This is a genomic window from Marimonas arenosa (assembly GCF_030848945.1).
Taxonomy (GTDB): domain Bacteria; phylum Pseudomonadota; class Alphaproteobacteria; order Rhodobacterales; family Rhodobacteraceae; genus Marimonas; species Marimonas arenosa.
Window position 1 is genome coordinate 264,724 of sequence record NZ_JANHAX010000006.1, and the last position, 21,052, is coordinate 285,775.

The window sequence follows — 21,052 nt, forward strand, 5'->3', positions numbered from 1 at the left end:
CCGGCTATTCCGCCGGGGCCGAGGCAAGAAAACGCGCAAATACGGTCTCGTTGCCCGGCTCGGGGTGTCGCGGAATAAGCATAGCAAGTCCCAGCGACACCGACGCCATCATTGCCGCAAGAACGAAGACCACCCCCGGCGAGACCAGCCAGAGATAGCCCAGCAGCGCTGGCAGGAACACCGCTGCGATATGGTTGATGGTGAAAGCAACAGCCGCGGTCGGGGCGATATCGCCGGGATCGGCGATCTTTTGGAAATAGGTCTTCAACGCCAGTGCCAGCGCAAAGAACATGTGGTCGATCACATAGAGCGTCGCAGCCAGGACCACACCCCAGCCGAAGAAATAGATACCGCCATAAGCCAGAAAGACCACGACCAGCCCGACATATTCGAAGATAAGCGTGTTGCGCTCGCCAAACCGCCCTACCGCCCGGCCCAGAAGCGGCGCGACGACGATATTGATGACCAGGTTGATCAGAAAAAGCGCCGTCACCTCATGCACATCGAAACCGAATCTCTCAACCATCATGAAGCCGGCGAAGACGATGAAGATCTGCCGCCGTGCCCCCGACATGAATTGCAGCGCATAGTAAAGCCAATAGCGGCGGCGCAGCACCATCTGCTTTCGCTGCGGGTGGGGGGCCTCGAACTGCGGGTAGGCCAGCAGGCAGAACAGCGCAACCAGTGCCGTCGCCCCGCCCGAGACCAAGTAGACGAAATTGTAGCTCAGATCGAAGGTCTGCCAGGTCAGCACGATCAACCCATATGCCACCAGCGTTGACGCCGACCCGGCCGCCAGCAGCCAACCCAAGACCTGCGGCGCGCGCTCCTTCGGCAGCCATTGCAGTTGCAGGGACTGGTTGACGGTTTCGTAATAGTGAAAGCCGATGCTGCTGAGCATGGTGATGGTCAGGATACCGCCCATCGAGGGGAACCAAGCCGTCACCGCCGTCGCCGCGCCAAGCAGGACCAGCGAAACGATACCCAGCACCTGTTCACGCACGAAGATAATGATGGCAATCACGCCGATGGCCAGGAAACCCGGAATTTCCCGCACCGTGTGCAGCCAGCCATTGTCCGACCCGTCGAAGCCGCCGACCTCGATGATGAAATTGTTCAGAAGCGCCGACCAGGTGGCAAAGGCGATCGGCATGGCCGCGGCCATCACAAACAACAGGCTCACCGGTCGCTGCCAAAATGGCAGGGAACGCGCCTCGGAGATCGGAATCGTCTTTGCCATGGCCCGTCCTACGTCTTTTCGTCGCATTTGCCCAGTGGGCCTGATCTGGATCAAAGAAACACATTAGAAAAACGGCATTTGTTCCCGCGACCCTAACGGAGCAGACACCAATGGACCTTGTCGCCCTTGTGGAATGGATCGGGGAAGGCCCGACCGCCGCGCTTTTCGGCCTGATTACTGGCATCGTCTTCGGCGTCGCCGCCCAGCGCTCGCGCTTCTGCCTGCGGGCGGCGACCATCGAGTTTGCCCGCGGATTGATGCAGGACAAGGTCGCGGTCTGGCTCCTGACGATCTCGACCGCCATCGTTTGGGTGCAGGCGGCCGAGTTGGCCGGACTTTTCCGCAGCGAGGAGTCGCGGATCATGGCCGTGCCCGGAAGCTGGTCGGGCGCGATCATCGGTGGGCTGATCTTCGGGGTCGGCATGGTGCTGGCCCGCGGCTGCTCGGGGCGGCTTCTGGTGCTGGCGGCGACGGGCAATCTGCGCTCGGTGGTTTCTGGACTGATTTTCGCCGTGGTGGCGCAAATGTCGCTTTCAGGTTGGTTGTCACCCCTGCGCGACAAGCTGGCGGGGCTGTGGGTGACGTCGGGCGGGCACAATCTTGACCTGCTGACCTATCTCGGCCTGCCCAAAGCCTCGGGCTTGCTGTTCGGACTGGGCATGGCGGCGCTGGCGCTGGTCATTTCGGCGCAAAACCGGATCGGCTGGCAGCGCCTGGTCTTCGCCTCGGGGGTAGGTTTCGCCGTGGCGCTTGGGTGGGTCTCGATTTACGCGCTAAGCCAAGTCGCCTTCGAGCCGGTCGCGATCAAGAGCATCACCTTCTCGGGCCCCTCGGCCAACACGCTGATGTATTTCCTCGACCGCGACACGTTGCTCGACTTCGATATCGGACTGGTGCCGGGCGTGGTGATTGGCTCGTTTCTATCGTCAGTCGTGGCGCGCGAGTTCAAGTTCCAGGGCTTTTCCGAGGAATCCCAGATGCGCCGGTCGATGACCGGTGCCGTTCTGATGGGTTTCGGCGCGATGCTGGCCGGCGGCTGCGCCATCGGGGCCGGCGTCACCGGCGGCTCGGTCTTTGCCGGCACCGCGTGGCTCGCGCTTTTCTGCATGTGGGTTGGGGCCATGGTCACCGATATCCTGCTCGATCAGAGCCGGGTAGCGGCAACCGTCTGAATCCTCAATAGAAGCTCTGCGGATCGATATCGACGGTCAGTCGCAGCTGGTTGCCTACCCGCACCTGACCGATCCATTCCGCCACCGCGGTTTGCAGCATCACCCCTTTCGGGGCCTTCACCAGAAGCCGCACGCGGTGCCGCCCGCGGATCCGGGCAATCGGAGCCGGCGCGGGTCCGAAGACCTGCGCTCCGGCGCGGCGCAGCGGTTCGTCCCGCCGCGCCAGTTCGGACCCGAGATCGAACACATCCTGCACATCCGGTCCCGACAGGATGATACCGGCCATGCGCCCGAACGGCGGCACGCCGGCGTGCCGCCGCTCCTCCGCCTCGGCGCGCCAGAAGCCCTCCTCGTCACCCGCGATGATCGCCCGGATCACCGGGTGCTCGGGCTGGTAGGTCTGCAACAGAGCCTCGCCGGGCCGGTCGGCCCGACCGGCGCGGCCCGAAACCTGCCGCATCAGTTGAAAGGTCCGCTCGGCGGCGCGCAAATCCGATCCCTGCAAACCGAGATCAGCGTCGATCACTCCCACCAGTGTCAGCAACGGGAAATTATGCCCTTTCGCCACCAGCTGAGTGCCGATGATGATATCCGCGCCCCCTTCGGCAATCGCCCGGATCCCTTCCTTCAGAGCCCGCGCCGAGCCAAAAAGGTCGGACGACAGCGTCGCGATTCGCGCCTCCGGAAAGAGCGCCGCGGCCTCCTCGGTCAGCCGCTCGACCCCCGGCCCCACCGCGGCCAACGTGCCCTCGGCCTCGCAAGCGGGACAAATCTCGGGGATCGGCTTGGTCTCACCGCACTGATGGCAGACCAGCCGTTTCAGGAAGCGGTGCTCGACCATGCGCGCATCGCAATGGTCGCAGCCGATCTGGTGACCACAGGCCCGGCACAGCGTCACCGGCGCATAGCCGCGCCGGTTGAGAAACAGCAATGCTTGTTCCCCTTTCTCGACCCGCGCCTTCACTGCGCCCGCCAGTTCCGGCGAAATCCAGCGGTTCGAAGAAAGTTGCACGCCGCGCATGTCGAGCGCGCGGATCTCGGGCAGCACCGCCTCACCGAACCGCGCGGTGAGCTCAAGTTTCTGGTATTTCCCGGCCTCGGCGTTGGTCCAGCTTTCCAACGACGGTGTGGCAGAAGCCAGGATCACTTGCGCCGAGGCCAGCGAAGCGCGCAGCACCGCCATGTCGCGGGCGTTGTAGAGCACGCTATCCTCCTGCTTGTAGGAGGTATCGTGTTCTTCATCGACCACGATCAGCCCGAGATCGAGAAATGGCAGGTACAGCGCCGAACGTGCGCCCACCACCAGTTGAGCCCCGCCTTGACCGACCATCTTCCAGGTTCGGCGGCGTTCGGTCATGGTGACGCCGGAATGCCACTCGGCAGGTTTTGCCCCGAAGCGCGCCTCGACCCGGGTCATGAACTCGGCGGTCAGCGCGATTTCCGGCAGCAGCACCAGGGCTTGACGCCGCTGCCGCAGGCATTCGGCCACGGCCTCGAGATAGACCTCGGTCTTGCCTGACCCTGTCACCCCGCGCAGAAGCGTCGTGCCATAGGTACCGGCACGGAGGCCAACGTGCAGGGCCTCGACCGCGGCAGCCTGATCGTCGGTCAGTGTCTTGCCGCCGTAATCGACGTCGAGCCAAGGGAACGGCAGATCGCGCGGCGTGTCCTCCTCATGCAGCACACCCTGTTTCACCAACCCCTTGACCACCGATGACGTCACCCCGGCGGCATCGCATAGCTCCTTCAAGGTAAAAGCCAATCCGCCATATTCATCGAGCGCTCGGATCACCCGTCGGCGGGCATCCGTCATTCGATCAGGCTCACCCTCCGCATGGCGATAAACCTTGCGCATCGACGGCGGGTCGCTGAGCCCCGGCGCGCGTGTTGCCAACCGCAACATTGCCGACATTGGCGTCAACGTGTAGGCTGCCGTCCGAGTTAGAAACTCCATCATGTCTTCGCGCATCGGCGCTACATCGAGCACGCGGATGACAGACCGGATCTTAGCGCGGTCGAAATCGCCGCGCCCCTCCCCCCAGACCACACCGATCACCTTGCGCGGTCCCAGCGGCACTTCGACGAAGGCGCCCAGGTGGCAGCCACCGCCCGGTGCCTTGTAGTCGAGAAGTCGATCGATGGGCTGGGTCGTCAGCACCGCCACCAGATCGCCTTCGTCGAAAAAATCTTTCACCTGCCACACCGCGGGTTGAGGGATGGGATTTGGGGTTTCGAGAGACCTGTCTATCGGTTAAACCCGCCGCTGACAAAACCAGAACCCACGCAAGGTTTGAACCCATGAAATTCTTTATAGATACCGCAGAGGTCGATGCGATTGCCGAGCTTCATGCGCTTGGCATGGCCGACGGGGTCACTACCAACCCGTCGCTGATCATGAAATCAGGCCGCGATATTCTTGAAGTCACGAAGGAAATTGCTGCGATGATCGACGGCCCGGTGAGTGCCGAGGTGATCGCCACAGAGGCTGGCGCGATGATCGAGGAAGGCCGCAAACTGGCCGCAATCGCCCCCAACATAGCGGTGAAAGTGCCACTGACCTGGGACGGGCTCAAGGCCTGCAAGGCCCTGACATCGGAGGGGAATTTGGTCAACGTCACACTGTGTTTTTCTGTCAACCAGGCGATCCTGGCGGCCAAGGCGGGCGCAACCTTTGTCAGCCCGTTCATCGGTCGGCTTGACGATATCAATCTCGACGGCATGGAACTGATCGCCGATATCCGCACCGTCTATGACAACTATGGCTTCGAGACCCAGATCCTCGCCGCCTCGATCCGCTCGGTGAACCACATGGCCGAGGCGGGCCGGATCGGTGCCGATGTGGTCACCGCCCCGCCGAATGTCATCAAGGCGATGGTCAACCATCCGCTGACCGACAAAGGGCTTGCGGCGTTTTTATCCGACTGGGAAAAAACAGGGCAGAAAATCCTGTAGATCATGCTATAACGCCGAAAAAGACGACGAGGCATAAATGAGCAGTTCAGCCCGGATGGATGAATCCCTCCGCGAAAAGATCATCACGGACCCGGAAGTAATCCTTGAGGATCAGGACGTTATGCGTGCGCTTATCGCGGCGAACGAACGTTCGATGGGCGGCAATATCGTCGATCTGCGCGGCATCGCGATGGAGCGGCTTGAAGCCCGACTGGACCGGTTGGAAGACACCCATCGCAGCGTGATCGCCGCCGCCTACGAGAACCTGGCCGGCACCAATCAGGTGCACCGCGCCATCCTTCGGATGCTCGATCCGACAGAGTTCGAGCCCTTCCTGCGCGATCTCGGCGGAGAAGTTGCCGAGATCTTGCGGGTCGATTGCGTCAAGCTGGTGCTGGAATCGGTGCAGAATGACAACGACCCGGTGGTACGGCGTCTGGGCGATGTGCTCTCGGTGGCTGAACCCGGCTTCATTGATGACTATGTCACCGGTGAGCGCGGCGCACCGATGCGCCAGGTCACCCTGCGCCAGATCGAAGGCGGCGAGCCAAGCATCTTTGGCGAAACGGCAGACTGGGTCCGTTCGGAAGCCTGCCTCAGGCTCGACCTTGGCACGGGAAAATTGCCCGGTATGCTGATCATGGGTTCGGAAGACCCACACATGTTCACGCCGCAGCAGGGCACCGATCTTCTGGCATTTTTCGCCGGCGTCTTCGAAAGGGCCATGCGCCGCTGGCTGTCATGAGCCTGATTTCACCCGCCGCCCGCGATGCCCTGCAAGCCTGGCTCAAGGGACAGAGGGCGCTGCAAGGGGCCGCGGACAACACGCTTGATGCCTATGCCCGCGATGTCTCGGAGTTCCTGGCCTTCATGGCAGAGCACAAGGGCGCGGCGCAGGGCATTGCACCGCTTCTGCGGCTCACGTTGCCCGACATGCGCGCCTGGATGGTATTCACCCGGAGCACCGGGGTGGGGCCGCGAACGTTGGCGCGCAAGCTGTCGGCAGTAAAAAGCTTCTTCCGCTGGCTCAGCGAGCGCGAAGGCGCCGAAATCAGCGCGGTGTTGGCCGCACGCGCGCCGAAGTACCAGCGCAAACTGCCGCGCCCCCTGACGGAAGACGCGGCAAGGGCGATGATCGAAACGGTTGAGCTTCAACATTCCGATCCCTGGGTCGCAGCGCGCGATATGGCTGTCGTCACACTCCTATACGGGTGCGGTTTGCGGATATCCGAAGCTCTGGGGCTGGATGGCAGGGATGCGCCGTTACCCGATGTGCTGCGGATTGTCGGCAAAGGAGGTAAAGAAAGGGTTGTGCCGGTGATCGCTGCCGCGCGCATGGCGGTCGCGCACTATCTGGCCGAATCGCCGTGGCCAAAGGAGGACGATCTACCCTTGTTCCGCGGGGTGCGCGGTGGCAGGCTAAGTCCTCGGGCAGTGCAGAAGGTGATGGAACGCGTCCGCGCCCAGTTGGGACTGCCGGCAAGCGCCACACCGCACGCGATGCGACATTCCTTTGCCACGCATCTGCTGTCTGCGGGCGGCGATCTGCGGGCTATCCAGGAATTGCTGGGGCATGCCTCGCTGTCGACGACGCAGGCCTATACCAGCGTCGACCAGGCGCGGCTGATGGAGGTTTACGACCGGGCCCACCCAAAGGCCGGGTGAAACGCGGAATGTACGCAATGTCGAACCATTTCAAAGCCTTGTCTGTTCACCTTCTGACTGCAACCGGGGCCGTGTTCGCCATGCTGGCGATGCTGGCGGCGGTGAAGCACGATTGGGATCTGATGTTCGTCTGGCTTGTCGTCGCCTTTGCTGTGGACGGAATCGACGGGCCATTGGCGCGCAAATACCACGTGCAGACACACGCGCCCGAGTTCGACGGGGTTCTGCTGGACCTGATCATCGACTATCTCACTTATGTCTTCATCCCGGCCTTCGCCCTGTTCGAATCCGGATTGTTCGAAGGTTGGACCGGTTGGTTCGTGATCATCGTCATCACCTTCGCCAGCGCCATGTATTTTGCCGATACCCGCATGAAAACAAAGGATAATTCCTTTTCAGGCTTTCCTGGCTGCTGGAACATGGTGGCAATCGTGGTGTTTGCGCTGACTCCGAATTTCTGGGTCATCCTGGCACTTGTCGCCGGGTTGGCGGTGGCGATGTTCCTGCCGCTCAAGTTCATACACCCGGTGCGGACCGAGCGCTGGCGCTGGCTGACCCTGCCGATGGCCTTTGCCTGGACCTTCTTCGCCGGCTGGGCGGCCTGGGTCGATTTCCATCCCGAAAGCTGGGCCAGTTGGGGATTGATCGTGACCAGCGTCTATCTGCTCTTCGCAGGCATCCTTCAGCAAATAATCTATGACCGGAGCGCACCAGCGGTTTAACGCGGTCGCCGTTAACCCTTTCGGATGTATGGCAGCCTGGCTGGCAGGCTGGCTGGCACCCTGTCTGGCGCGCGGTGGGGTCAGGGTCTTGTAGGATTTGAGTTAATCCGGCGCACGCTGGTGCGGCCTGACGGCCGGCCGCGCTTTGGCGGCGGGCGGGTCATATCAACAGACCCGCCGCCTTTTCATGACGCAGAAGCCAAACCTTGGTCTCGACACCACCCCGCCCGGAAAACCCGCCCAGCCCATCCGCGGCCAGAACCCGATGACAAGGGATGATCACCGGGATCGGGTTGTGCCCGCAGGCCTGCCCGACCGCCTGGGCCGGATGATCCAGAGTTTTGGCGATCTCGCCATAGGTCCGGGTTTCGCCAAAAGGGATGGCTCGCATCGCGTCACAAACGGCGCGCTGGAAGTCCGAGCCCGCGACGCGCAGTGGCAGCTCGAATTCCACCCGCTCCCCGGCGAAGTATTCGATGAGCTGTCGGCGAGCTTCGATCAGAAGTGGCGTTTCGTCTCCGCCACCTGTGTCCCATTCCGCGCCGGTAAGGGCGCCGTCTTCCTCGGTGAGAGTGAAGGGGCCGGTGGGGGTATCGACGGTGAGGCGGGGCATGGGGGGAGGATGCGCGATATTCACGGGTAAAGAAAGACCAGCCGACGCCAGAGCGTCCACGTATCTCGCGCGACTTGACGTCAGAGCCGTTCCGGCCGGCGGGTGAGCTTGAGGCCAATCACCTCACGCAGGCGGCGACCGATAGCGGCAAAGAGGTTCGACCAACTCAGGGGAACCAGAACAACAAGCCCATGGCCCCGGGCGAAACCGGGATTCCGCTCGAGGAAATAGGCAATGTCGGGCCGATGATTCTGCCGGGAAAGCCTGGTTTCCTGCGGCGTCTCGATCGTGATCCATCCGACATCGCGCACCAGAGGATCGGCTGGGTCAACCGCCGGACTGTCAAAACTTTCGATCAAGTTCAGGGCGAGCGCGCGCATCTGTTCCGGCATCGGTCGACCGGCGGATGGATAGACCAGCGGAAAATACTTGCAGAACAGGTGATAGCTTGACGTGTGGACCAGTGTGCCGAGGTAATAGAGCGGCGTGAATGGATGACGAAGTTTGGTGCGCAGGGCACGGATCATGCCGAACCAATAGGTGCTGCTGCGACCGCGGAAATCGGGATCCAGCCCCGCCTCGGCACGGATCACCAGACAAGCTTGGTCGGCGAGGTGACGACGAAACCGATGCACGGCGCAATAGCCGACCGGCGCACCGGTTTCATCGAGATAGAGCCGCAACATGTTACGTTCGGCGTCCGGCGAAAAAACATGGTTGAAGAAATGGGCCTTGTCCGGCCCGCGAAAGATCTTCTGGTGGAGGACATAAAGCGTATCGCCCAGCGCGGTGCGCTGGGCTTGGTCGAGACGGTCGAGGTCTATGGTGTCGTGCCTCGAGACAGATTTCGCGGAAGCGTCCGCCGAAAGGTCCGCGTTGCTCACCGAAGCGCCTCGTTACACCGGCCGCAGACGCCTGCATGGGCGTGATGGCCGACATCCGGCAGAATCTTCCAGCAGCGCTGGCATTTCTGACCTTCGGCTTTCTCAAACACCACGCCGACGCCTTCCACTTCCGGCAGGCGGAACGCCTCTTGCGGCAGCGGGTCAGCGGTGAGCGAGATACTGGACGTGATGCAGATATCGGCGAAATCAACCGTCTTCAGGGCGCCAAGCATGTCGCCATTGCGGACATGCACCACCGGCGCGGCCTCGAGCGAAGCCCCGATCACCTTGTCGGCGCGCTGGATTTCCAGCGCCGCCGTCACCACACGACGGGCCCGCCGGATCATCGCCCATTTCGCCGCCAGTGGCTCGTCGAGCCAGTCGGCGGGGGTGGCCGGGAAATCCTGCAGGTGCACCGAGCTGTCGTCCCCGGAGACGCGGGACAGCCACACGTCCTCGGTCGTGAACGGCAGGATTGGCGCGAGCCAGGTGGTCAGCCGGTGGAACAGCAGGTCGAGCACGGTGCGGGCGGCGTGGGCGCGGGCGCTTTCGCCGTCGCAATAGAGCACGTCCTTGCGGATATCGAAGTAGAAGGCGCTGAGATCGACGGTGCAGAAGTTGAAGATCGCCGAGAACACGCCCTGGAAATCGAACGCCTTGTAGCCCGAGCGGACCTTGTGATCGAGCTCGGCCAGGCGGTGCAGCACCCAGTGCTCCAGCTCGGGCATGTCATCTGGCGCCACCCGCTGGCTTTCATCGAACTGTGCCAGCGAGCCGAGCATGAAGCGCATCGTGTTGCGCAGCCGCCGGTAACTGTCGGCCACCCCTTTCAGGATCTCAGGCCCGATCCGCTGATCGGCGGTGTAGTCGGTCTGCGCCACCCACAACCGCAGAATGTCGGCGCCGTATTGCCTGACCACTTCTTCGGGCACGATGGTGTTGCCCAGTGATTTGGACATCTTGTTGCCCTTCTCGTCGAGCGTGAAGCCATGCGTCACCACGTTGCGATAGGGCGCCCGCCCGATCGTGCCACAGGCCTGCAGCAGAGAGGAATGGAACCAGCCGCGGTGCTGGTCGGTGCCTTCCATGTAAACGTCGGCGATACCGTCCGCGGTGCCGTCTGCGCGGTCGCGCAGCACGAAAGCGTGGGTCGAACCGCTGTCGAACCAGACGTCGAGCACGTCGAACACCTGCTCCCAGTCGCTGGGGTCATAGTCGTTGCCTAGGAACCGCTCCTTGGCGCCGTCGGCGTACCAGGCATCGGCGCCTTCGGCCTCGAACGCCTCGATGATGCGGGCATTGACCTTGTCGTCACGCAGCAGGAAGCCCTCGTCGGTCGGCAGTGCCCCTTTGCGGGTGAAACAGGTCAGCGGCACGCCCCAGGCGCGCTGGCGGCTGAGCACCCAGTCGGGGCGGGTCTCGATCATCGAATAGAGACGGTTGCGGCCGGTTTGCGGTGTGAACTTGACCAGGTCGTCGATCGAGGTCAGCGCCCGTTCGCGGATCGTCTTGCCATAGGTATCGTCGCCACCCGCCGGCACGTCGATGGCGGCGAACCATTGCGGCGTGTTGCGATAGATCACCGGCGCCTTCGAGCGCCAGGAATGCGGGTAAGAATGCTTGATCCGGCCCCGCGCCAGCAGGCCGCCCACCTCGACCAGCTTGTCGATCACCGCCGCGTTGGCGTCACCCTCCTTGCCGTTGGGCTTGAGGATCATCCTGCCGCCGAAAAACGGCAGGTCTTCGCGGAAGCTGCCATCGTCCATCACGTTGTAGGTGATGACCTGATCGAGCATGTTCAGATCGCGGTAAAGCTCGTATTCCTCCATCCCGTGCGAGGGGGCGCAGTGCACGAAGCCGGTGCCTTCCTCGTCAGTCACGAAGGGCGCGGCGCGGAAATCGCGCAGGTCGTCCCATTCGCCGTTCGCGCCTTCGGCGCCGGCGAAGGGGTGTTGCAGGAGCAAGCCCGAGAGTTCCTCGGCCGTCACGTCGCGGACGCGGGTCCACATGCCGTCATCGAGACGGGCGCGGCGCATCACGTCTCCCGCAAGCTTGTCAGCAAGGATGAAGCGGTCGCCGACGCTGGCCCAGCATTCCTCGGGGGTGTCGGTGACCTGGTAGAGGCCATAGGCGAAGCTGTCGCCATAGACGACGCCCTTGTTCGACGGGATGGTCCAGGGCGTGGTGGTCCAGATGACGACATGCGCTCCGGTCAGATCGCTGCCCACCCCGTCCCGGGCTTGACCCGGGACCTCTGCGCCCGAGGCCCCGGCTCGGGGGCCGGGGCGCGATGGAACCACCCTGAACTTCACCCAGATGGTGAAGCTTTCCTTGTCGTGGTATTCGACCTCGGCCTCGGCCAGGGCGGTCTGTTCGACCGGCGACCACATCACCGGTTTCGACCCTTGGTAGAGCGTGCCGTTCATCAGGAATTTCTGGAACTCGGCGGCGATCACCGCCTCGGCGTGGAAGGCCATGGTCAGGTAGGGGTCGTCCCAGTTGCCGGTGATGCCGAGGCGTTTGAACTCGTCGCGCTGGATGTCGACCCAGCCTTCGGCGAACTTGCGGCATTCCTGGCGGAAATCGACCACCGGAACCTCGTCCTTGTCCTTGCCTTTCTGGCGGTATTGCTCCTCGATCTTCCATTCGATCGGCAGCCCGTGACAGTCCCAGCCGGGCACGTAGCGCGAGTCGTATCCCATCATCTGATGCGACCGCACGATCATGTCCTTGATCGTCTTGTTCAGCGCGTGACCGATATGCAGGTGGCCGTTGGCATAGGGTGGGCCGTCATGCAGCACGAAGCTGTCGCGGCCGTTCTTTTCGCGCAGCCGGTCATAGATGCCGATCTTCTCCCAGCGTTCCAGCCACTCGGGCTCGCGCTTGGGCAGGCCGGCGCGCATCGGGAAATCGGTTTTCGGCAGGTTCAGCGTGTCTTTGTAGTCGGGGGTCTGGTCAGACATGACCGTCAGTCCTTCTTGGAGAGGATTGCAGGGGATCGTGATCGGCGCGGGGTCCCATACGCCTTTGCCCGGCGGCCCTTCGGATCAGAGCGCCGGGGATATAATTCGGATAATGATCGCAAACCCTTGCATCTTGGCCCCGGGTTATAGGGCGGGTTTTACCCATGGTCCAGAGGCCGCCGCACGCTTTGATCGGGTTGGGAGACCGACGGTGACGGGATTGCCGCACAGCAAGGTTGATGCTAGTCGGCGTCAACTTTGCAAGGAGATCGAACAGCATGACGATTCGTATGGTATCAGTAACAGCCCTTTCGGCGTTGGCGGCTCTGGCAGGCTGTCAGGAGACCGGAAACGGCGCGACACGCTATCAGGCGGCCCGGGCCGCGGACAATGTGTCGGACAAGGTGGTCTTTTCAACCAAGGGCAAGGCCATGACGCCAGTTGCCGTGCTGCCGACCCGGATTGCTTTCCAGCTCAACGATTTCAACGTGTCGACCTATGCCAGCTCGGCCCCCTGCACGATGGAAACCGAGTTTTTCACGGTGGCTCTCAAGGCCGGGGAAATCGTGAACCTGCCCTCCTACGGCCGGCAGAGCCCGCCGATGACGGTGCGCTGCAAGGCCGGCCCGCGCGACCTCAAGCGCGTGGTCGAGCCGGTGAACCTGACGCAGCAGGCCTATCAGGCCGAAGCTGCGGGACATATGCTGGTCGGGTTCGGATTGGTCGGAGCGGCGATTTCGGCCGGCAGCGCGTCGTCGCGCGACAAGTCGAAAGATGTCTACGGCTATCCACAACAGATCAAGATGAACTCGTACGGCCAGTGACACCGGCGCGGCAATCGGGCGTCTTACGGGTCTTGGCGACACAACTTACCTTGGCGGGGCGGTGCTGCGGACCGCGCCGCAACGGAGAGACGGTATGAGCACCCTTCCCCCCAGGTTCGACGTCACCCGCGACGAGATCGAGCGGGTGGTGGCGGCCTTCTATGCCCGGGTGCGCGCGCATCCCGGGCTGGGACCGGTCTTTGCCGTGCATGTCGCGGATTGGCCGGCGCACGAGGAACGGGTGGCCGCGTTCTGGGCCAACGCGATCCTGCACGAGAAGGTCTATGACGGCAATCCGGTGCAAGTGCACCGCGACGCGGGCAACGTGCGCCCGGGGATGTTCGAGACCTGGCTCGACCTGTTCGACCGGGTGCTGGCGCAGGAATTGCACGAGGACCAGGCCCGGGCCTGGTCGGCTCTGGCGCACAAGATCGGACGCAGCCTGCGGGCCGGCGTGGTCGAAAAGTTGCAGGGGCCGGGCGGGGTGCCGATCCTGCGATGAGTGGCGCGCGGGACGCCGTTTCGAAACGGCTTGCGACCTAAAGGACGGGCCGGGCCAACATCAGCCAGAGGATGGTAAGCACCGCGGCGAAGGCGGGAAAGCCACACAGAAACCAGAGGCGGTAGAGCCGATCGAACCGCGGCGGCAGCTCGGTGCCTGCGGTCGCGGCCGCGCGCGCGATGTTGCGCAGCTCTTTCTGGATCCAGACAACGGGTAACCAGAAGGCGCCGGTGAGGACGTAGAGTGCAATGGACAGCAGCAGCCAGCCTTCGGTGAGTTCCCAGCCAAGCTGAAAGGCGAGCCAGGTACCGGTCACGGGCTGGGCGATCACGGCCGAGGTGGTGAACAGCCAATCGGCCAGCACCACGATGCCGGCAGTATGGGCGATCAGCCGCGGGTCGCCGGTTCGGCGGGCCATCACCATGAAAAAGGCGATGCCGGCGCCGGTGCCGAGCAGAACGGTGGCACCGATCACGTGCAGCCAGCGCAAGGCATCGACCAGTTCCATCAGCGGCTGTCGAGCATCGGCACGGCGACCAGCGCCAGCATCAGCCCCGGCAGGATTTTCAACAGCGGACCCAGCGGGTCGGCCCAGAGCGCCGGCGTCAGGAGGCTGCCGAGCAGCAGGTAAACCAGGCTCACAGCCGCCATGCCCAGCGCCGCGCGCCGCGCCATCGGGCGCCAGAGCAGGCCGAGTGCCAGGGCGATATCGACCACCGCCCAGCCGGCCACCGATAGCTGCGCCGTCCAGAGCGGCCAGCCAACATGGGTCAGGATCGCGGCCGAGGCCTCGAGCCGCAGCAATCCGATTACGCCGGACAGTGCCCAGAACAGCGCCAACGTGGCGATCACGAAGGGCATGGCGAGCCACATTCCGGCGGCCAGTCTATCCTCGGCACGGGCCGGCATCAGTGCCAGCGTATCGGCCAAACCGCTGACCGGTGGTCCGCCCGCGGCGGCCCAGGTTGCGGGGTCGCCGCGCACACCATCGGCGAGGGTGCGCAGGGCGGTGCTGCGCAGCGGCGATCGCCACCCCAGTCGGCCGACGACATCAGCGGCCCCGGCCGTCAGCCGCAGCAGCCAGCCCGGAGCGACCAGCGTCGCGCGGGCGGGGGCGAACCCCAGCCAGGCGCGTATCTCCGCGACGATCTCGGAAAGCGGGTGCGGATGATCCTCGACCAGATCAGCCACGGTGCCGGCGGGGATCCGGTCGTCGAGACAGGCTGAAACAGCGCGCGCAAGATCGGCGATGCCGATGGTCTGGATCGCCGCATCGGCCATGGCGAGCGGCTGGATCGCCGGCACGGCGGCCAGCATCCGCAATAGCGCGGTGCCGCCATAGGCGGTGTCCGAAAGCACCAGTCCCGGGCGCAGAATCCAGTGGGTTGCACCCGAGGCCTGCACCGCGGCATCGCCGGCGGCCTTCGAACGGAAGAAATGCGTCGCGGCCGCGGGCGCGACCCCGGCGGCGGAAATCTGGACAAGATCGGCGCCATGGGTCGCGCAGGCCTCGGCCAGGGCGGCAACGGAGGTGGCATGCACCGCCGTCAGGTCGTCGCGCGGCCCATCCTGCAACGCGCCGGCGGCATTCACCACCACGTCGATATCGCGCAGATAGGGCAGCCAGTCGGCCGGCAGCGTCATGGTTCGCATGTCGTGGACATACCAGTCGAGCCCCGGGAAGGCCCGGCGCGCCTCGCGGATCGAGCGGCCGAAGCCGGTGACACGGTGACCCTGCTCGAGCAGGTGGCGGGTGATTGCCCGCCCGATCATGCCATAGGCACCGAGGACGAGTACACGTCTCACCTGGCGGCTCCGAAGAGGCCTTTCAGGGCCCGGGCCACCGTGGCTGAGACCGAAGGCCGTTTGCCCTTTGCAAACGGCAGCGGCCGACAGACCTCCATCGCCGCGACACCCACCCGGGCAGTGAGCGCACCATTGACGACACCCTCGCCGAAGCGGCGCGACAACTTGCCCAAAAGCCCGCCTCCGGCGAGGCTGCCCAGCATATCGTCACCCACCGCGACGGCGCCGGTGGCAACGAGATGGGTCAACACCGCCCGCGTCAGCCGCCAGCTACCAAGCGTGCCCGAACGGCCGCCATAGATCTCGGCAATCCGCCGCATCATGCGCAGGTTGGCGGTGAGTGCCGCCACCACATCGGCCAGCGCCAGTGGCACGATGGCGGTGACGGTGGCGACCTGCCGCGCCGCGGCTTCGATCTCTTTCAGCGCGGCCGCGTCGAGCGGGGCCATCAGTTCGGCCTCGGCCAACGTCATCAGCGTGGCAGCGTCGAACTGTTCCGGCCCACGCTCTTTGAGCCGTGCCCGTCCCCATTCCAGCTCGGCCCGCCCGGCATACAGCCGGTCGAGTCGAGTCACCACATCGCGGGCCGCCTGCAAGTCGTCGGTCGACAGCGCCGCGGTGGCGGCGTGGTGCAACGCATCCATGCGCCTGAGCCGGGCAAAGCCGGCAAGCTCCTTGAGCGCGATCGCCAGCAGAACCAGCAGGAAGGCGGATGTGAGCCCGGTCACCGCCCAGCCGAGCAATGGCGCGCGGTCAATGAGCCCGGTGACGAAATCCCAGGCCGCAACCGACAACCAGGCAGCAACCAGCGCCCCCAGCAGCCCCCAGAACCAGCGCGCCAGCCGCGACGGGCGGCGCGCGGCCAGCGCCGCGACGCTTTGCATCGCGCGACCTTCCGGCAGGTCGGCGGTATCCGGCACCGGCGGCGCTTCGGCCGGGCTCTGCGCCGGGGTGCGGCCTTCCAGGTCGATCAGAACCGGGCCCTTGGTCATGGCGCGTTCCTTTTCCAGATCAGCCGCATGTCCGGGCGGCCTTCATCATTGCCTTGCCCCTCGCAGGACAGGTTCACCGGGTAGAAGCCATGCGCGGCATAAAAGGCCCGGGCGGCGGCATTGTCCTGCGCGGTCCAGAGTTCCAGCCGCTGGGCGGCAGTCTGCGCCTCGGCCATCAGCCGCGAGGCCACGCCCGTCCGGCGTGCCCGCGGATGGGTGTAGAGTGCGTGAATGCGGCTGCCGTCACGGGCCAGGAAGCCGCACGGACCGAGCCGGCCCGGCACATGGGTGATCTGGCCGCGACGGATCAGCCGGGCGAGCAGGACGAGGTCGCCGAGACGGGCGCGCCAATCACGGCGGGGCACCGCCGCCCAGAGGATACGGGCGAGCCGCAACACATGCCAGAGACGGGCACGGCACGGAGTCATAGCCGGTCCCCCAGCAGAAACTCGGCGGCGCGGTCGAGCCGGATATGCGGCGGTCCCTCGCCCGGCTTCAAGCTGAGACGCGCGGGCGCGAAGGTCATCACCTCGTAGTCGGCATCGAGCCATCTGTCCGCGCCCTGGCGCGCCGGGTTCAGGAGCCGCATCGGGTCGTCGGGCAATGCACCGGGATAGAAGGCAGCCTGCTTGCCGCTGTCGCGCAGCGTGCCGCGGACGCAGTCGAGACTGTCCCCGTCGTGGTCGATGGTCTCCTCCACCGTCGCCCGCAGGCTGGCTAGCGCCATGGCGCGGGTCTCGGCCCCGGCAAAATCTGCGCGGTCACGGGCCTCGCGTACCAGCGCCTCCATGATCGCGGCAAGGCGGCCGTGCTGGCTGTGATGCAGGTGATCGGCCTTGGTCGCGGCAAACAGGATCTTCTCGACCCGTTTGCCCATCAGCAGACGGCTGAGGAAGGCGTTGCGGCCGGGACGGAAGGCGCCGAGGATATCGGCCAGCGCCCGACGCAAGTCGTCCACCGCCGGCGGCCCGGCATGGATTGCCCCCAGCGCATCGATCAGCACCACCTGGCGGTCGATCCGCGCGAAGTGATCACGAAAGAAGGGTTGGACGACGCGCGCCTTGTAGGCCTCGAACCGGCGCTCGAACTCGCGCCACAGCGCGCGGCGGGCCGTCCGGTCGGGCCGGGCGAGCGGCGCAAAGGTCAGCACCGGCGATCCGGCGAGATCGCCCGGCAGCAGGAACCGCCCCGGCGTGCAATCATAGAAGCCTGCCGCGCGGGCCGTAGCGAGGTAGTCGGTATAACTGCGCGCCAGCGCCTGGGCCTGGACCTCATCAAGCGGCGATGCGGCGTCGGTCGTCCGCGCCAGCGCCAGGTAGTTGGCGGCCTGCGGCCGGGTCGCGGCCCGGGCCAGTTGGTCGGCGCTCCAGGCCGCGAAATCCTTCTCCATCAGGCCGAGATCGAGCAGCCATTCACCGGGGTAATCGACGATGTCGAGATGCACGGTGCGCGGCCCGGTCAGTCCAGCCAGCAACCCAGCCGGGCGGACCCGGAACGACAGCCGCAATTCGGACACCGCCCGCGTGCTTTCGGGCCAATGCGGCGCGGCACCGGTGAGCGCGGCGAGATGAGCTTCGTAATCGAAACGCGGCACGGTGTCGTCGGGCTGAGGCTGCAGGAAAGCGGCCACGATCCGGCCCTCGGCCTCGGCCGTCAACCCGGCCATGCGGTCCCGGTTGGTCAGATTGGCGACCAGCGAGGTGATGAACACGGTCTTGCCTGCCCGAGACAGCCCGGTGACGCCGAGCCGGATCACCGGCTCGAACAGCGCCTCCGAAACACTGTCGGAGACGGCCTCAACCCCGCGCGCGACGCTGTCTGCCAGCCTGGAGATGACCACTCGCGGCGCCCCTTTCCGCCTGTTCTTTGCTCCAAGATAATGCCGGGGCGGGCTGCGCGCCACCCCTTGCCGGGCCGCTGGCCGCGCGATAAGGGGCGGATATGCCACGATACGCCCTCAGGATCGAATATCACGGCGGCCCGTTCGCCGGCTGGCAGCGCCAGGCCGACCAGCCCTCGGTGCAGGGCGCGGTCGAGGCGGCGTTGGCCCGGCTCGAACCCGGACCGCACACAATAGCCGCGGCAGGGCGTACCGATGCGGGGGTGCACGCATTCGGGCAGGTGGCGCATTGCGACCTGGAAAAGGACTGGGATCCGTTCCGCCTGAGCGAGGCGCTGAACTATCACCTGAAACCGCAGCCGGTGGCGATTCTCGCCGCGGCTCGCGTCGACGACGACTGGCACGCGCGGTTTTCGGCGGTGGAGCGGCGCTACCTGTTCCGCCTGCTGGTGCGGCGGGCCCCGGCCACGTTGCAGCGCGGACTGGTCTGGCAGGTGAAGGCGCCGCTCGACCTCGACGCCATGCGCGCAGGAGCCGCGTATCTGGTGGGACGGCACGATTTCACCACCTTCCGCTCGACCATGTGCCAGGCCGAGAGCCCGGTGAAGACGCTGGATGAGATATCCATCGAGCCGGTGGCGCGGGAGACCGCAGCCGAGTTTCACTTCCGCTTGCGCGCGCGTTCCTTCCTGCACAACCAGGTCCGGTCAATCGTCGGAACGCTGGAACGGGTCGGCGCCGGAAGCTGGTCGCCGGAGGATGTCAAATCGGCGCTCGACGCCGCCGACCGCGCCGCCTGCGGCCCGGTCTGCCCGCCCGAGGGGCTTTATCTTGCCGACGTAGGATACCCCGAGGACCCGTTTGCCGCGGATTGACAGGCCGGGCGCGGACGCCGGAGACTGTGTAAGGTGACGGCCGCTGGTCCCGGCGTCGAGGTCTGATCCGCTTCGATCCGCTGCTTCTTCTGTTCAAAAATACCTCGGGGGTTTGGGGGCAGCGCCCCCAAGGCCTGCGCGCGCCGGCAAACCATTGTGTCAGGCGCTGCGCGACAGGCGGTCTTCCAGCACCTCGAAAGGCACGCCGGGGTCGTCCTTGGCGCAGCGGATCACCAGCGAGGTCTTGACCGACGCCACGTTCTCGGCCGCCGTCAGTTCCTCGGTCAGGAAGGACTGGAAGGTCGAGAGATCGGGCGCCACGCATTTCAGGATGAAATCGACCTCGCCGTTGAGCATGTGGCACTCGCGCACCAACGGCCAGGCACGGCAGCGGGCCTCGAACCTGCTGAGATCGGCTTCCGCCTGGCTCTGCAGGCCGACCATGGCGAAGACCTGCACTTCGAACCCCAGTTCGCGCGGATCGACATCGGCATGGTAACCGCGGATGAAACCCTGCTCCTCGAGCGTGCGCACCCGGCGCAGGCAGGGCGGCGCCGAGATGCCGACGCGGCGGGCCAGTTCGACATTGGTCATGCGCCCGTCGGCCTGAAGCTCGGCGAGGATCTTGCGGTCGATCGGGTCAAGGCGCGTGCCTGCCATGATTGGGCCTCTCCTGAGAATTTAAGGATGTTATAGCATCGCTTCGACTGCGCGCAATATTGTTTCACAACGCCGCAATATCCTTATGCAAGCTGCCCCGGCAGCGACAAAGCCGCGCTGCCAGGCTCCCGGGGGCTTTTCTGTCGCGCAGGCCGTGGTTATATCGCGCGGGACACAGCCTATTCACCCCGGGGGACACAAAATGGCAGAGACGCGTCACACCAAGGTTTTGATCATCGGATCCGGTCCGGCCGGCTATACCGCCGGTGTCTATGCCTCGCGCGCCATGCTGGAACCGATCCTGGTCCAAGGGCTTGAACCCGGCGGCCAGCTGACAACCACGACCGAGGTCGAAAACTGGCCCGGCGACGTCGAGGTGCAGGGCCCGGAGCTGATGATGCGGATGGAAGAACACGCCCGCGCCGTCGGCACCGAGATCATTTCCGACATCATCACCGATCTCGACCTGTCGCAACGCCCGTTCACTGCCACCGGCGACAGCGGCACGATCTACACCGCTGACGCGGTGATCCTGGCCACCGGCGCCCGCGCCAAGTGGCTGGGCCTGCCGAGTGAAGACAAGTTCAAGGGCTTCGGCGTCTCGGCCTGCGCCACCTGCGACGGCTTTTTCTATCGCGGGCAGGAGATCGTGGTGGTGGGCGGCGGCAACACCGCCGTGGAAGAGGCGCTGTTCCTGACCAATTTCGCCTCGAAAGTCACCCTGATCCACCGCCGCGACGAGCTGCGCAGCGAAAAGATTCTGCAGGACCGGCTGTTCAAGAACCCCAAGATCGAACCGCTGTGGTTCCACACGCTGGAAGAGGTGGTCGGCGAAGACAGCCCGCTGGGCGTCACCGGCGTCAAGGTCAAGCACGTGAAGACCGGCGAGATCACCGAGATCCCGTGCAAGGGCGTCTTCATCGCCATCGGCCACGCGCCGGCAAACGAACTGGTCAAGGACGTGCTGGAGACCCATATGGGCGGCTATGTGGTGACCAAGCCGGACAGCACCGAAACGAGCATTCCCGGCGTCTTCGCCGCCGGCGACCTGACCGACCACAAATACCGCCAGGCCGTGACCTCGGCCGGCATGGGCTGCATGGCCGCGCTCGAGGCCGAGCGGTTTTTGGCCGAGCAGGAAGGCTGATCCCCGGCCACATGGCGATCCGCGTCCCGGGCCTGACCCGGGACCTCAACCACTGTTATCCGAGGCCCCGGATCGGGTCCGGGGCCCAGCGGTCCCGCGTTGCAGATGAGTCACGCCCCGAAATCACCCGAATTCACCGCTTGAGGTTTGTTCAGAAATGAACAATACGAGAAATGTTCACGAATGAACGCACCT

At 64.9% G+C, this 21,052-nt stretch carries 20 protein-coding genes; 9 read left to right on the top strand and 11 right to left on the bottom strand.

Features of this window, described 5'->3' with window-relative positions; translation table 11 throughout:
• Positions 1-4 precede the first annotated feature (4 nt).
• Positions 5-1,240: an MFS transporter gene (locus NO357_RS18295; RefSeq protein ID WP_306737179.1), complete on the bottom strand. Its 1,236-nt coding sequence runs from the start codon at positions 1,238-1,240 to the stop codon at positions 5-7.
• Between the two features lie 110 nt (positions 1,241-1,350).
• Here NO357_RS18295 and NO357_RS18300 point away from each other — a divergent pair, with 110 nt between their 5' ends.
• A complete protein-coding gene (locus NO357_RS18300) occupies positions 1,351-2,412 on the top strand; it encodes a YeeE/YedE family protein (protein ID WP_306737181.1) in 1,062 nt (353 codons plus the stop codon).
• 4 nt (positions 2,413-2,416) lie between these two features.
• Here NO357_RS18300 and NO357_RS18305 read toward each other — a convergent pair whose 3' ends face one another.
• Positions 2,417-4,606: a primosomal protein N' gene (locus tag NO357_RS18305; protein WP_306737182.1), complete on the bottom strand. Its 2,190-nt coding sequence runs from the start codon at positions 4,604-4,606 to the stop codon at positions 2,417-2,419.
• Positions 4,607-4,710: 104 nt separating this feature from the next.
• Between NO357_RS18305 and fsa the strand changes: the two genes are divergently transcribed.
• The 4 genes from fsa to NO357_RS18325 are packed head-to-tail and all read left to right on the top strand — an operon-like array spanning position 4,711 to position 7,751.
• Positions 4,711-5,364, top strand: a complete 654-nt coding sequence (gene fsa / locus NO357_RS18310) for a fructose-6-phosphate aldolase (protein ID WP_306737183.1) — start codon at positions 4,711-4,713, stop codon at positions 5,362-5,364.
• 37 nt (positions 5,365-5,401) lie between these two features.
• Positions 5,402-6,109: a DUF484 family protein gene (locus NO357_RS18315; RefSeq protein WP_306737184.1), complete on the top strand. Its 708-nt coding sequence runs from the start codon at positions 5,402-5,404 to the stop codon at positions 6,107-6,109.
• The gene (locus tag NO357_RS18320) at positions 6,106-7,029 is read left to right on the top strand and encodes a tyrosine recombinase XerC (protein ID WP_306737186.1); all 924 of its coding nucleotides are present in this window, start codon (positions 6,106-6,108) and stop codon (positions 7,027-7,029) included. Before NO357_RS18315 ends, NO357_RS18320 begins: the two co-directional genes overlap by 4 nt.
• Positions 7,030-7,046: 17 nt before the next feature.
• Positions 7,047-7,751, top strand: coding sequence for a CDP-alcohol phosphatidyltransferase family protein (locus NO357_RS18325; RefSeq protein WP_306737187.1), 705 nt, complete (start codon positions 7,047-7,049; stop codon positions 7,749-7,751).
• 160 nt (positions 7,752-7,911) lie between these two features.
• Here the strand turns inward: NO357_RS18325 and NO357_RS18330 are convergent, their stop codons facing one another.
• The 3 genes from NO357_RS18330 to ileS all read right to left on the bottom strand — a co-directional run bounded on the left by NO357_RS18330 (position 7,912) and on the right by ileS (position 12,211).
• A complete protein-coding gene (locus NO357_RS18330; protein WP_306737188.1) occupies positions 7,912-8,364 on the bottom strand; it encodes a methylated-DNA--[protein]-cysteine S-methyltransferase in 453 nt (150 codons plus the stop codon).
• Positions 8,365-8,444: 80 nt separating this feature from the next.
• Positions 8,445-9,248 (bottom strand): hypothetical protein, encoded by an 804-nt coding sequence (locus NO357_RS18335; protein WP_306737189.1) that lies wholly within the window; start codon positions 9,246-9,248, stop codon positions 8,445-8,447.
• Positions 9,245-12,211, bottom strand: a complete 2,967-nt coding sequence (gene ileS, locus NO357_RS18340) for an isoleucine--tRNA ligase (protein ID WP_306737190.1) — start codon at positions 12,209-12,211, stop codon at positions 9,245-9,247. The genes NO357_RS18335 and ileS overlap by 4 nt, the downstream gene beginning before the upstream one ends.
• 278 nt (positions 12,212-12,489) lie before the next feature.
• On the opposite strand from ileS, the gene NO357_RS18345 reads away from it, so the two are divergent.
• Positions 12,490-13,035 carry a hypothetical protein gene (locus tag NO357_RS18345; protein WP_306737191.1) on the top strand — a complete coding sequence of 182 codons (546 nt, stop codon included), beginning with the start codon at positions 12,490-12,492 and terminating at the stop codon, positions 13,033-13,035.
• Between the two features lie 94 nt (positions 13,036-13,129).
• Positions 13,130-13,537, top strand: a complete 408-nt coding sequence (locus tag NO357_RS18350; RefSeq protein WP_306737192.1) for a group III truncated hemoglobin — start codon at positions 13,130-13,132, stop codon at positions 13,535-13,537.
• A 37-nt stretch (positions 13,538-13,574) separates the two neighbouring features.
• On the opposite strand, the gene NO357_RS18355 is transcribed toward NO357_RS18350, so the two are convergent.
• From NO357_RS18355 to NO357_RS18375, 5 genes are read right to left on the bottom strand one after another with little or no spacing between them, the layout of a single operon-like run.
• The gene (locus tag NO357_RS18355; protein ID WP_306737193.1) at positions 13,575-14,045 is read right to left on the bottom strand and encodes a DUF2269 family protein; all 471 of its coding nucleotides are present in this window, start codon (positions 14,043-14,045) and stop codon (positions 13,575-13,577) included.
• Positions 14,045-15,343, bottom strand: a complete 1,299-nt coding sequence (locus NO357_RS18360; protein ID WP_306737194.1) for an SDR family oxidoreductase — start codon at positions 15,341-15,343, stop codon at positions 14,045-14,047. Before NO357_RS18360 ends, NO357_RS18355 begins: the two co-directional genes overlap by 1 nt.
• A complete protein-coding gene (locus NO357_RS18365) occupies positions 15,340-16,335 on the bottom strand; it encodes a YcjF family protein (RefSeq protein WP_306737195.1) in 996 nt (331 codons plus the stop codon). The genes NO357_RS18360 and NO357_RS18365 overlap by 4 nt, the downstream gene beginning before the upstream one ends.
• Positions 16,332-16,763 (bottom strand): GNAT family N-acetyltransferase, encoded by a 432-nt coding sequence (locus NO357_RS18370; protein ID WP_306737196.1) that lies wholly within the window; start codon positions 16,761-16,763, stop codon positions 16,332-16,334. Before NO357_RS18370 ends, NO357_RS18365 begins: the two co-directional genes overlap by 4 nt.
• Complete coding sequence (locus NO357_RS18375) at positions 16,760-18,175, bottom strand: YcjX family GTP-binding protein (RefSeq protein WP_306737197.1); 1,416 nt, start codon at positions 18,173-18,175, stop codon at positions 16,760-16,762. The genes NO357_RS18370 and NO357_RS18375 overlap by 4 nt, the downstream gene beginning before the upstream one ends.
• Before the next feature lie 101 nt (positions 18,176-18,276).
• Between NO357_RS18375 and truA the strand changes: the two genes are divergently transcribed.
• Entirely contained in the window at positions 18,277-19,050 is a 774-nt protein-coding gene (gene truA, locus NO357_RS18380; RefSeq protein WP_306737198.1) for a tRNA pseudouridine(38-40) synthase TruA, read from the top strand.
• A gap of 159 nt (positions 19,051-19,209) precedes the next feature.
• Here the strand turns inward: truA and NO357_RS18385 are convergent, their stop codons facing one another.
• Positions 19,210-19,710: an Lrp/AsnC family transcriptional regulator gene (locus NO357_RS18385; RefSeq protein ID WP_306737199.1), complete on the bottom strand. Its 501-nt coding sequence runs from the start codon at positions 19,708-19,710 to the stop codon at positions 19,210-19,212.
• A 202-nt stretch (positions 19,711-19,912) separates the two neighbouring features.
• Between NO357_RS18385 and trxB the strand changes: the two genes are divergently transcribed.
• On the top strand, positions 19,913-20,857 hold the full coding sequence (gene trxB / locus NO357_RS18390) for a thioredoxin-disulfide reductase (RefSeq protein WP_306737200.1): 945 nt from the start codon (positions 19,913-19,915) through the stop codon (positions 20,855-20,857).
• Positions 20,858-21,052: the final 195 nt, after the last annotated feature.

Excerpts from the sequence above, each read along its gene's own strand:
- NO357_RS18315 (WP_306737184.1), top strand. The coding sequence starts at position 5,402 with ATGAGCAGTTCAGCCCGGATGGATGAATCCCTCCGCGAAAAGATCATC.
- truA (WP_306737198.1), top strand. The coding sequence starts at position 18,277 with ATGCCACGATACGCCCTCAGGATCGAATATCACGGCGGCCCGTTCGCC.
- NO357_RS18300 (WP_306737181.1), top strand. The coding sequence starts at position 1,351 with ATGGACCTTGTCGCCCTTGTGGAATGGATCGGGGAAGGCCCGACCGCC.
- NO357_RS18345 (WP_306737191.1), top strand. The coding sequence starts at position 12,490 with ATGACGATTCGTATGGTATCAGTAACAGCCCTTTCGGCGTTGGCGGCT.
- NO357_RS18350 (WP_306737192.1), top strand. The coding sequence starts at position 13,130 with ATGAGCACCCTTCCCCCCAGGTTCGACGTCACCCGCGACGAGATCGAG.
- NO357_RS18370 (WP_306737196.1), bottom strand. The coding sequence starts at position 16,763 with ATGACTCCGTGCCGTGCCCGTCTCTGGCATGTGTTGCGGCTCGCCCGT.
- fsa (WP_306737183.1), top strand. The coding sequence starts at position 4,711 with ATGAAATTCTTTATAGATACCGCAGAGGTCGATGCGATTGCCGAGCTT.
- ileS (WP_306737190.1), bottom strand. The coding sequence starts at position 12,211 with ATGTCTGACCAGACCCCCGACTACAAAGACACGCTGAACCTGCCGAAA.
- NO357_RS18325 (WP_306737187.1), top strand. The coding sequence starts at position 7,047 with ATGTCGAACCATTTCAAAGCCTTGTCTGTTCACCTTCTGACTGCAACC.
- trxB (WP_306737200.1), top strand. The coding sequence starts at position 19,913 with ATGGCAGAGACGCGTCACACCAAGGTTTTGATCATCGGATCCGGTCCG.
- NO357_RS18320 (WP_306737186.1), top strand. The coding sequence starts at position 6,106 with ATGAGCCTGATTTCACCCGCCGCCCGCGATGCCCTGCAAGCCTGGCTC.
- NO357_RS18355 (WP_306737193.1), bottom strand. The coding sequence starts at position 14,045 with ATGGAACTGGTCGATGCCTTGCGCTGGCTGCACGTGATCGGTGCCACC.
- NO357_RS18330 (WP_306737188.1), bottom strand. The coding sequence starts at position 8,364 with ATGCCCCGCCTCACCGTCGATACCCCCACCGGCCCCTTCACTCTCACC.
- NO357_RS18365 (WP_306737195.1), bottom strand. The coding sequence starts at position 16,335 with ATGACCAAGGGCCCGGTTCTGATCGACCTGGAAGGCCGCACCCCGGCG.
- NO357_RS18385 (WP_306737199.1), bottom strand. The coding sequence starts at position 19,710 with ATGGCAGGCACGCGCCTTGACCCGATCGACCGCAAGATCCTCGCCGAG.
- NO357_RS18295 (WP_306737179.1), bottom strand. The coding sequence starts at position 1,240 with ATGGCAAAGACGATTCCGATCTCCGAGGCGCGTTCCCTGCCATTTTGG.